Below are 9,848 nucleotides of genomic sequence, written 5' to 3'. Positions count from 1 at the left end.
CGCCGTCGAACCCGAGGGAGGCGGTGGCGAGGTCTTTGCGGAGGTCGTCGAGGCTCATGGTTACGAAGACTGTGGTGGCGTGGCCGCCGTGGCGGGGCAGGTTCTCGACGTCGTAGGTCTCGATCACGCGCGCGAAGGCCTGCCCGAGGAGCCGGTCGTAGGGGGCTTTGCGGCCCTTCTCCTCCGCGGACCACTTCCGCGGCTGGGCGAGAGAGTCGAGCATGGTCCGCAGCCGCAGACCCACAGCGTGGGAGACCCGGGCGTGGATGTCGATGGTGCCGTCGCCGTTGTCGCGGGACTGGAAGAAGGTGCGTCGTTGGGCGTGTTCTTCTTCGCGCTGCAGGGCTTTGGCTTCGGCTTCTTCGAACCGGTCGGGGTCGACCATCATCAAGATCCGTTTGCCGGCGACCTTCAGTTCGTTGGCGGTGAACCAGGTGGCGTGCTCGACCAACAGCTTCTCCGCCAGGAGCAGGTCCTCGGCGCTAGCGGCCGGGTCAGTCTCGATCTGGTCAAGGGCCTTGGTGATCACTCGGGCCTTGTCCTGGGACAACACACCTTCGGCGAGACCCTCTGCGACCAGCTCGTACTTGGTCAGGCTGGCAGCGAGATTCACCTGGGAGCGGCCGACGCCCTTGTCCACGAGGAGCTCGGTCCGCATCCACCCGGAGACGTCCTTGGCGCCGGTCTCTTCAGCGATGTCACCCGAGGCGGCAAGCACGCGGAGTTTCACGGCGGCCTGCTTGGCTTGGATCTTCTCCAGCCGCTGCAGCGTGTCCTTCTTCTGACTCGTGCGCCAGTAAGCCGGATCGCGGGTGAGGAGGTCGTCGAGGGAGGCTTCGATGGCGCTCAGGTCAGCATCGATCGTGTCGTGCTCGAGGCTCATCGGTTCCTCCTCTCAGAGATGTGTCGTGATGGGTCTGAGTCTACTCCTCTAGAGCCCGTTGTGCCATATATTATCCCTGGTCAGATGCACTTTTCTGAGAGAATCTCGGGATCGAATCTGTGGATGGTAAGTGGCCCAAAGGGCCACTTCTTCCTTCCGTGATCGAGGTAGCTGTCGTGGGTTTGGTGGCCTCGACAAGCTCGACCTCCGAGGTCTCGACTTCTCCGCGCCACACCCGGGCCGCCGCCCCGATAACCAGCCAAATCTTTTCTCGACCTGGCCCGGTGTCCAGGACCGCGAAGCGGCCGGCGAAGCCGGCGGCCGTAGGCCGTCCTTGACTCCGGGGCGGGTCGAGAAGACCCTCGTGAACGGGTCGGCGGCTCAGACCAGCCTCGGCGACACGTTTCCGGCAGGGAGGTCTCGACAGGCTCGACCTCCGGTGGGCACCGCCGGGGTCGGCGTCACGGGTGGGGTGGTCTCGACAAGTTCGACCACCGGGCCTGCCGGTGGTCACCGCCCGGGGCTGGTGTTACCGGTGGGGTGGTCTCGACAAGCTCGACCACCGGTGGTCTCCGGCGATCACCCGGGGCTGAAGTTACGGATGGTGCGGGGCTGGACAGGCTCGAGTGCCGAAATATCTACGCCGCGGAGTCGCCGTGGGCGGCGGCGACTCGCTCACGGAGCTTGGCGTGGATCTCCTCCGGCGTGCGCTGCGTACGCTGGCGGTGGTTGCGCGCGATGATGACGCCTGTTGCGGTGACGCCGGCCAGGCCGGCGAGGCCGACGATCTTCCACACGCGTGCACTGCCGAAACTCATGAGGACCCCCAAAGTGTCTGATGGTGACACCACTATCTCCCTAGCCGACGCCGTGGACCAGACCCGCACGGGCGATCTGTGGCTCTTCCGCGGGCGGTCGGTCGCGGACCGGGCGATCCGGATGCTCAGCAACGCGCCGGTCAACCATGTCGGGATGGCGGTGGTGCTCGATGACCTGCCGCCGCTGATGTGGCATGCCGAGCTGGGCAAGGGGCTGCTCGATCTTTATACCGGCACCCATCATCGCGGCGTACAGCTTCATGATCTGCGGGCGGCGGTGGAGCAGTGGGCGGGGCGTTACGAGCAGAAGGTCTGGCTGCGGCAGCTGAGCGCCGAGATCGACCGCGAACAGGAGGATGCGCTGCTCCGCACGATCGCGAGGCTCGACGGCACCCCGTTCCCGTCGACAGCAGCCCTGGCCGGGCGCTGGGCGCGGGGGAGGGTGCGGTCGAAGGCCGGCATCGAGCAGGTCTACTGCGCCGAGGTCGTCGCCGCGACCTACCAGGAGATGGGGCTGCTCGACGACGAGCGGCCGACCAACTACTACGACCCGGGCAGGTTCTGGTCCGGAGATCATCTGACCCTGCAGGGCGGAGCGGTGCTGGGTCGAGAGGTACGCGTCGTCGGCTGACCTGCGACGTCAGCGGGAGATCTCCGCCTCTCGCCCCGCGACCCGCAGCGCGAGCGAGATCTCGCCGCGATCGACCAGCGTGCCGATCGCGAGCGCACGCAGCCCGCGCAGGAGCGCGTCGGGTTCGACCAGGTCCGGCGCTGCCAGCGCGTGCAGCAGGTAGCCGTGCACGAGCGCTAGCAGGGAGGCCGGGTCGGCAGGAGTCGCCCCGACCACCTCTGCCGCCTGCTCCGCCACGGCACGACCCGCGGTGAGGACCTCGCCCACCACCGGGCGGAACTCCTCATCACGGGCAGCATGGACCAAGGCCTCCACGAAGGCGAGCGAGTCGCCCGGAGGCGACGTCAGCGCGGAAGCGAACGCCTCGGCCGTCGCCTCCGCCCCGGAGCCGGCAGCGGCGAGCTCGTCGGCGAGCGTACGCAGCCGGGCGACGTCCTCGGCGACGCCGGTGCGCAGCGCCTCGGCGGCCAGGTCGGAGATCGAGTCGAAGAAGTAGCCGACGGTGGTCAGCGGCAGCCCGGCGCGCTCGGTCACGGCGCGATGGGTGACTCCGGACATGCCCTTCTCGGCGGCCACCTCGATCGTGGCGCGGACCAGCGCATCGCGTCGCTGCCTGGCGCTGTCGCCGTGCCGTCGCTTCATGCGCAGAGTCTCGCACGATCCGAGGCGAGAAGTCTGGAAGATCTTCTAGACATTCCGGGTGTGATCCAGCAGGCTTCGGACATGACCGCGACCACCCGCGTACACGCCTTCTCCGACGACGCCCTCGGCGACCACGACGCCGTCGAGCTGGCCGGCCTCATCAGGACCGGAGAGCTGAGCGCCGCCGAGGTCGAGGCGGCGGCGGTCGCCCGGCTCGGTGATGTCGGCCGTCGCCTGCACGCGGTCGCCCACGAGGCCTACGACGCTCCTCGCCGCGCCGACAGCACCGACGACGACACCGCCGACGACACCGCCCTCCGCGGCGTACCCACGCTGCTCAAGGACAACACCGACCTGCGCGGGATGCCGACCAACCACGGCTCCGAGGCGATCCGGGCGCGCCCGGCCGAGCGCGACGGGCGCTACACGACGCAGTACCTCAGCACCGGGATGACCGTGCTCGGCAAGAGCCGGATGCCGGAGTTCGGTCTCAACGCGACCACCGAGTTCCGCAGCGGGCCGCCCACCCCCAACCCGTGGAGCACCGAGCACTCCGTCGGTGCCTCCTCCGGCGGCTCGGCCGCCATGGTCGCCGCCGGAGCAGTGCCGATCGCGCACGCCAACGACGGTGGCGGCTCCATCCGGATCCCGGCCGCAGCCGCGGGACTGGTCGGCCTCAAGCCCAGCCGTGGCCGCCACATCGACGGCGAGTCCGCCCGCGCCCTGCCGATCAACATGGTCAGCGAGGGCGTGGTGACCCGCTCGGTCCGCGACACCGCCGTCTTCCACGCCGCCCTCGAGCGCCACTGGCGCAACCCGGCGCTGCCGCCGCTGGGCCTGGTCGAGGGTCCGGCACGCCGCCGGCTCCGGGTCGCGATGATCATGGAGTCGGTGACCGACGCGGTCGTGGACGTGCCGACCAAGGCGGCCGTGGAACGCACCGCCACGCTGCTGGAGGAGCAGGGCCACACCGTCGAGCCGGTTCCGATCCCCGTCGAGGCGCGCTTCGGCGACGACTTCCTCACCTACTGGGGCATGCTCGCCTTCCTCGCCGGCACCCTCGGTCGCCTGACCATGGACCGCAGCCTCGACACCACGAGGCTCGACGGCCTCACCGACGGCCTGCGCCGCGAGTTCACCTCCGGCGGCTGGCGCCGGACACCCGGCGCGCTGCACCGCCTGAAGCGAGCCGCCCTCACGTACGCCCGGGTCTTCGACCGCCACGACGTGGTCCTCTGCCCGGTCGTCGCCGGCGTCACCCCACCCCTGGGACAGCTCTCCCCGAACGTCCCGTTCGAGGACCTGGTCGAGCGCCTCCGGCGCCACGTGGCGTTCACGCCGCTGCAGAACATCACCGGCACTCCGGCGATCTCGCTGCCGATGGGCCTCACCGAGGAGGGACTGCCGATCGGTGTGCAGCTCGCCTCCGCCTACGGCGACGAGCGGACCCTCCTCGAGCTCGGGTACGCCCTAGAGAAGCAGGCGCCCTGGCCAAGGATCCAGGGCGCCGCCCCGCTCTGAGCGGCGGGCGAGCGGCCTCAGAGCATCGTCGAGGCCTTCTCCAGGACCCGCCGCAGGATCTGTTCCATCTCGTTGAACTCGGCCTGCCCCACGGTCAGCGGCGGCGAGAGCTGGATGACCGGTTCGCCGCGGTCGTCGGCGCGACAGTAGAGACCTTCGGACCACAGCGCCTTGGAGACGTAGCCGAACAGGATCCGCTCGCACTCCTCCTCGGTGAAGGTCTGCTTGGTGGTGCGGTCCTTGACCAGCTCGATGCCGTAGAAGTAGCCGCTGCCGCGCACGTCACCGACGATCGGCAGGTCCTTCAGCTTCGACAGGGTCGACCAGAAGGCGGCCTCGTTGCGTCGTACGTTGCCGAGCAGGTCCTCCGCCTCGAAGAGGTCGAGGTTGGCCAGCGCCACTGCCGTGGAGACGGGGTGACCGCCGAAGGTGTAGCCGTGGTAGAAGGTCTCCTCGCCGGTGAGGAACGGCTCCATCAGCCGGTCGGAGATGATCGCGGCTCCCAGCGGCGCGTACCCCGAGGTCAGCCCCTTCGCCGAGGTGATGATGTCGGGCACGTAGCCGAACCGCTCCGCGCCGAACATCGTCCCGAGCCGTCCGTAGGCGCAGATCACCTCGTCGGAGACGAGCAGGACGTCGTAGGCGTCGCAGATCTCCCGCACCCGCTGGAAGTAGCCCGGGGGAGGCGGGAAACAGCCGCCCGAGTTCTGCACCGGCTCCAGGAAGACCGCGGCGACGGTGTCGGCGCCCTCGGCGTTGATCACGACCTCGATCTGGTCGGCGCACCAGCGCCCGAACGCCTCCGGGTCGCTGCCGTCCATCAGCCCGCCGGTGATCTCCGCCGCCCGGTAGATGTTGGTGTGGGGCACCCGGAAGGTGGACGGCACCAGCGGCTCGAAGGGCGCCTTGATGTCCGGCAGGCCGGTGATCGACAGGGCCCCGTGGGTGGTGCCGTGGTAGGCGATGTTGCGGCCGATCACCTTGTGCTTGCCCGGCTTCCCGCGCAGCTTGAAGTAGTTCTTGGCCAGCTTCCACGCGGTCTCGACCGCCTCGGAGCCGGAGTTGGTGAAGAAGACCCGGTTGAGATCGCCGGGCGCGAGCGTGGCCAGCCGGGCGGCGAGCTCGACCGCCGGCTCGTGCGCGTAGGACCACAGCGGGTGGAAGGCCAGCTGCTTGGCCTGTGCGGCGCCGGCGTCGGCCAGCTCGGCGCGACCGTGGCCGACCTGGGTGACGAAGAGCCCGGCGAGCCCGTCCAGGTAGCGGGTGCCCTCGATGTCGTAGATGTAGGCGCCCTCGCCCCGGGCGATGATCGGCACGTCGGCTGCGGCGTAGCTCGAATGCCGGGTGAAGTGCATCCAGAGATGGTCCTTGGCGTCGCGCTGCAGCTGCTCGTGATGGCCGGTCATGCCCCCATGGTCACCCAGCCCATTCCCGATGGCAAGCGAATCAGTCGCAAATCACCAATCTGACTTCGGATTCAGTTGTGACATTCCTGTTACGAGATGGAGTTAGTCTCTACGGCATGGCTGACCAGAGCTTCAAGAACGTGATCGGCGGCGAGCTGTGCGAGGCAGCCGACGCCGCGACGTACGACGTCGTGGACCCCGCCACCGGCGAGGTCTACGCCCAGGCTCCGATGTCCGGCGAGGCCGACGTCGACAAGGCGTACGCAGCCGCAGCAGCGGCCTTCGAGACCTGGGGCGAGACCACACCCCAGGAGCGCAGCCGGGCCCTGCTCCGGATCGCCGACGCGATGGAGACCCGCATCGAGGAGCTGACCCGCGTCGAGGTCAAGGACACCGGCAAGCCCTACCGGCTCACCCTGGAGGAGGAGCTGCCGCCGACGATCGACCACTTCCGGTTCTTCGCCGGCGCCGCGCGAACCCTCGAGGGGAAGAGCGCAGGGGAGTACCTCGCCGACCACACCTCCTGGGTCCGCCGCGAGCCGATCGGGGTGATCGGGCAGGTCACGCCCTGGAACTACCCGCTCGCGATGATGTCGTGGAAGATCGCGCCCGCCCTCGCCGCCGGCAACACCGTCGTCCTGAAGCCGTCCGACACCACCCCGGCCAGCTCTTCGCTGCTGGCCGAGATCGCCCAGGAGTTCCTGCCGCCCGGTGTGCTCAACCTCGTCACCGGCGACCGCGACACCGGCCGCGCCCTGATCCGCCACGCGACCCCGCAGATGGTCGCGATCACCGGCTCGGTGCGGGCCGGGATGGAGGTCGCCGCGACCGCGGCGCAGGACGTCAAGCGCGTCCACCTCGAGCTCGGCGGCAAGGCGCCGGTGATCGTCTTCGACGACGCCGACATCGCCAAGGCCGTCGAGGGCATCGCCGCGGCCGGCTACTTCAACGCCGGTCAGGACTGCACCGCCGCGACCCGCGTGCTCGTGCAGGCGGGCGTCCACGACGAGTTCGTCGCCGCTCTCGCCGAGGCCGCCCGCGGCACCACCGTCGGTCTCCCTGCCGACAACTGCGATGTCGGCGCGCTCAACAACCCCGGCCAGCTCGCTCGGGTCGCCGGCATGGTCGACCGGCTCCCCGACCACGCCAGGATCGAGGTCGGCGGCGCACCGGCACAGGTCGAGGGCGGCGAGAACGGCTACTTCTACCAGCCCACCGTCCTGGCCGGCCTCCGCCAGGACGACGAGCAGATCCAGCACGAGATCTTCGGCCCGGTGATCACCGTCCAGCGGTTCACCGATGAGGCCGAGGCGCTGCGGTGCGCCAACGACGTCGACTACGGCCTCGGCTCGAGCGTGTGGACCACCGACCACGGCACCGCCCTGCGGGTCAGCAAGCGCCTCGACTTCGGTGTGGTCTGGATCAACACCCACATTCCCTACATCTCCGAGATGCCCCACGGCGGCTTCAAGCACTCCGGCTACGGCAAGGACCTCTCCGTCTACGGGCTCGAGGACTACACCCGGATCAAGCACGTGATGTCCTACCTCGGCCGATAATGCGGTGGACAGGCGCTGCAGAGGTGCCACCCTCGATGTGCGGGCGGAACGCGTCCCGTGAAACCATCGATGGTCGTCTCGCGTACCTCCGCGACACGACAGCGATGGAAGCAGTCGAACCCCCACACGAGGTGCCACCCCTGTGTCAGCCACGCAATGGCGGACAGATGTCCAAGGTCTTCGGGCCGTTGCCGTAGGTCTGGTCGTCGCTGCCCATGCGGGCATCCCCTACACCGAGGGCGGCTTCGTCGGCGTCGACGTCTTCTTCGTGCTCTCCGGCTTCCTGATCACCACGCTGCTCCTGCGCGAGGCGAAGAAGACCGGCACCGTCAGCATCCCGCAGTTCTACGCGCGCCGCGCCCGCCGCATCCTGCCGGCGGCCACCCTCGTGATCCTGGTCGTCCTGGCGTACGCCGCCTGGCAGCTGCCCACCACCCGGCTCACCGACGCGGCCAGCGACGGCACCTGGGCCGCGTTCTTCCTGGCCAACGTGCACTTCGCCGCCGAGGGGGTGCAGTACTTCCAGCCCAGCGAGCCCTCGCCGTTCCAGCACTACTGGTCGCTCTCGGTCGAGGAGCAGTTCTACCTGGTCTGGCCGGTGCTCGCGCTCCTGCTCGTCCCGAGGCTCGGCCGCAAGGGCTTCGCGGTCGTCGCCGCGGTGATCGCGCTCGCCAGCCTGGCCTGGTCGGTCCACGCCGCCGGTGAGAACCCCACCTCGGCCTACTTCTCCACGCCCGCCCGCGCCTACGAGCTCGCCGCCGGAGCGCTGCTGGCCTGCTGGGGCGGGCGCCTGAAGGGCGCCGCGAGCGTGGTCGCCGGGCTCGGCGGTGCGTCGGCGATCCTCGGCGCGACCGTCGTCTTCAGCGACGCCACCCCGTTCCCGGGCTGGCAGGCACTGGTGCCCACCCTCGGCACCGTCGCGCTGCTGGCCTCGGGCGCCGGCGCCCCGACCGCGAAGCTGCTCGCGATCAGGCCGCTGCGGTACGTCGGCGACATCTCCTACTCGCTCTACCTGTGGCACTGGCCGCTGATCATCCTGGCGCCCGAGCTCCTCGAGATCGGCAGCGCCCGCGTCGAGATGGCCGTGGCGGTCCTCGCCGCGATGGTCCTCTCCGCTCTCAGTCACCGCTTCGTCGAGGTCCCGTTCCAGACCAAGCAGGTGCCGGTGCTCTCCCACGGGCTGCGCTCGCTGGTGCTGTGGCCGGTCGCGGTCGTGCTCGCGGTCGGCAGCGGCTGGCTCACGACCGGCTACGCGGCGCACGCGGAGAAGGTGCGTGCCGCCGAGGCCGAGGCGTGGTTCGCCGCCAACCCGGTGCCCGACACCGCCGCCGAGACCGGCGGCCCGCCGCAGGTCCAGCGCGAGCTGCGCGCAGCGATCGACATCGCCGACCGGGGCGGCCCGATCCCGGCGGAGGTGATCGGCAAGGACATCGGCCAGGATCGGTGGCAGAAGAGCTATCCCGACTGCTGGGCCAACTACGGCGACACCCGCGTGTCCGACTGCGAGCTGGGCGAGAAGGATGCGAAGAAGACGGTCGCCGTCGTCGGCGACTCCCACGCCGGCATGTGGCTGAGCGCCTTCGACGACCTCGGCAGGGAGCGCGGCTTCCGCGTCGTCCCCGTCGTGAAGGTCGGCTGTGCGCCCTACCCGGTCCAGCACCGCGGCAAGAAGATGACCCAGGCCGAGTGCGACGAGTTCCGCGACTGGTCCGCGGACCGCCTCGAGCGGCTCGACCCCGACGTCATCGTCTCGACCGCCCGCGGCCAGCTCTTCATGCCCAAGACGTGGGAGGGCATGGACCGGGATGAGCAGTGGTCGGAGGCCGTACGCAGCACCGCCGAGTCCTACCGGGAGATCACTCGCAGGGTGGTCGTCCTCGGCGACGTACCTCCCGTCGACCAGGCCCCGGCCGACTGCCTCAGCGATCCCGACGCCGACCAGGGCTCCTGCCTGAGCGACCCGGACTCCCGCGAGACCAGCAGCAACGCGCTGACGGAGAAGGCGCTGGACGGCACCGGTGCGAGGTACGTCGACACCCAGCGCTTCGTGTGCGTCGAGGACCGCTGCCCGCTGGTGGTGGGGGAGCGGGTCACCTACTACGACGTGTCCCACCTCACCGAGTCGTGGGTCCGTCACGTCGCTCCGCGGCTGGGTGCCATCCTCGAGCCGCTGGTGTGACCCGACGCCCTGCCGAGGCACTACCTGGGACGTACGTTTCGGGATTTGCCTTCGCGTGCATCTTTGTGGCTTAATTGTGACCAGACGTTGCAAAACGTTTCATGCACAGCCCTGGACCCGTGGGGGAGTCCGGGGCTGTTGCTATTTCTGACGGTGTTTCCGCGAGTACGACGCCGAAACACCGCTTATTCGTCCCCTGTTGCGAATGT

At 69.5% G+C, this 9,848-nt stretch carries 8 protein-coding genes; 4 read left to right on the top strand and 4 right to left on the bottom strand.

The genetic code is table 11. The annotated features are described in order from the left end of the window. Together IEY81_RS14345 and IEY81_RS14340 are read right to left on the bottom strand one after the other, a co-directional pair. Positions 1 to 883: DUF222 domain-containing protein (locus tag IEY81_RS14345; RefSeq protein WP_189119155.1), on the bottom strand; the 883-nt coding region annotated here is incomplete at its 3' end. A 638-nt stretch (positions 884 to 1,521) separates the two neighbouring features. Then, positions 1,522 to 1,701 carry a hypothetical protein gene (locus IEY81_RS14340; protein ID WP_189119154.1) on the bottom strand — a complete coding sequence of 60 codons (180 nt, stop codon included), beginning with the start codon at positions 1,699 to 1,701 and terminating at the stop codon, positions 1,522 to 1,524. 13 nt (positions 1,702 to 1,714) lie between these two features. Between IEY81_RS14340 and IEY81_RS14335 the strand changes: the two genes are divergently transcribed. After that, a complete protein-coding gene (locus tag IEY81_RS14335) occupies positions 1,715 to 2,332 on the top strand; it encodes a hypothetical protein (RefSeq protein ID WP_229787877.1) in 618 nt (205 codons plus the stop codon). 9 nt (positions 2,333 to 2,341) lie between these two features. Here IEY81_RS14335 and IEY81_RS14330 read toward each other — a convergent pair whose 3' ends face one another. Further along, positions 2,342 to 2,974: a TetR/AcrR family transcriptional regulator gene (locus tag IEY81_RS14330; protein ID WP_189119152.1), complete on the bottom strand. Its 633-nt coding sequence runs from the start codon at positions 2,972 to 2,974 to the stop codon at positions 2,342 to 2,344. 81 nt (positions 2,975 to 3,055) lie between these two features. Here IEY81_RS14330 and IEY81_RS14325 point away from each other — a divergent pair, with 81 nt between their 5' ends. Then, positions 3,056 to 4,495, top strand: coding sequence for an amidase (locus IEY81_RS14325; RefSeq protein ID WP_189119151.1), 1,440 nt, complete (start codon positions 3,056 to 3,058; stop codon positions 4,493 to 4,495). Between the two features lie 17 nt (positions 4,496 to 4,512). Here the strand turns inward: IEY81_RS14325 and IEY81_RS14320 are convergent, their stop codons facing one another. Continuing rightward, positions 4,513 to 5,901 carry an aspartate aminotransferase family protein gene (locus IEY81_RS14320; protein WP_189119150.1) on the bottom strand — a complete coding sequence of 463 codons (1,389 nt, stop codon included), beginning with the start codon at positions 5,899 to 5,901 and terminating at the stop codon, positions 4,513 to 4,515. A 116-nt stretch (positions 5,902 to 6,017) separates the two neighbouring features. Here IEY81_RS14320 and IEY81_RS14315 point away from each other — a divergent pair, with 116 nt between their 5' ends. Next, entirely contained in the window at positions 6,018 to 7,460 is a 1,443-nt protein-coding gene (locus tag IEY81_RS14315) for a gamma-aminobutyraldehyde dehydrogenase (protein WP_189119149.1), read from the top strand. 142 nt (positions 7,461 to 7,602) lie between these two features. Continuing rightward, on the top strand, positions 7,603 to 9,639 hold the full coding sequence (locus IEY81_RS14310; protein ID WP_189119148.1) for an acyltransferase family protein: 2,037 nt from the start codon (positions 7,603 to 7,605) through the stop codon (positions 9,637 to 9,639). Positions 9,640 to 9,848: the final 209 nt, after the last annotated feature.

The organism is Nocardioides luteus, assembly GCF_014648595.1.
In the GTDB taxonomy this organism is placed as follows: Bacteria; Actinomycetota; Actinomycetes; order Propionibacteriales; family Nocardioidaceae; genus Nocardioides; species Nocardioides luteus.
The sequence above is the reverse complement of the archived record's forward strand: the minus strand, read 5'-3'. Positions and strand labels throughout refer to the sequence as shown.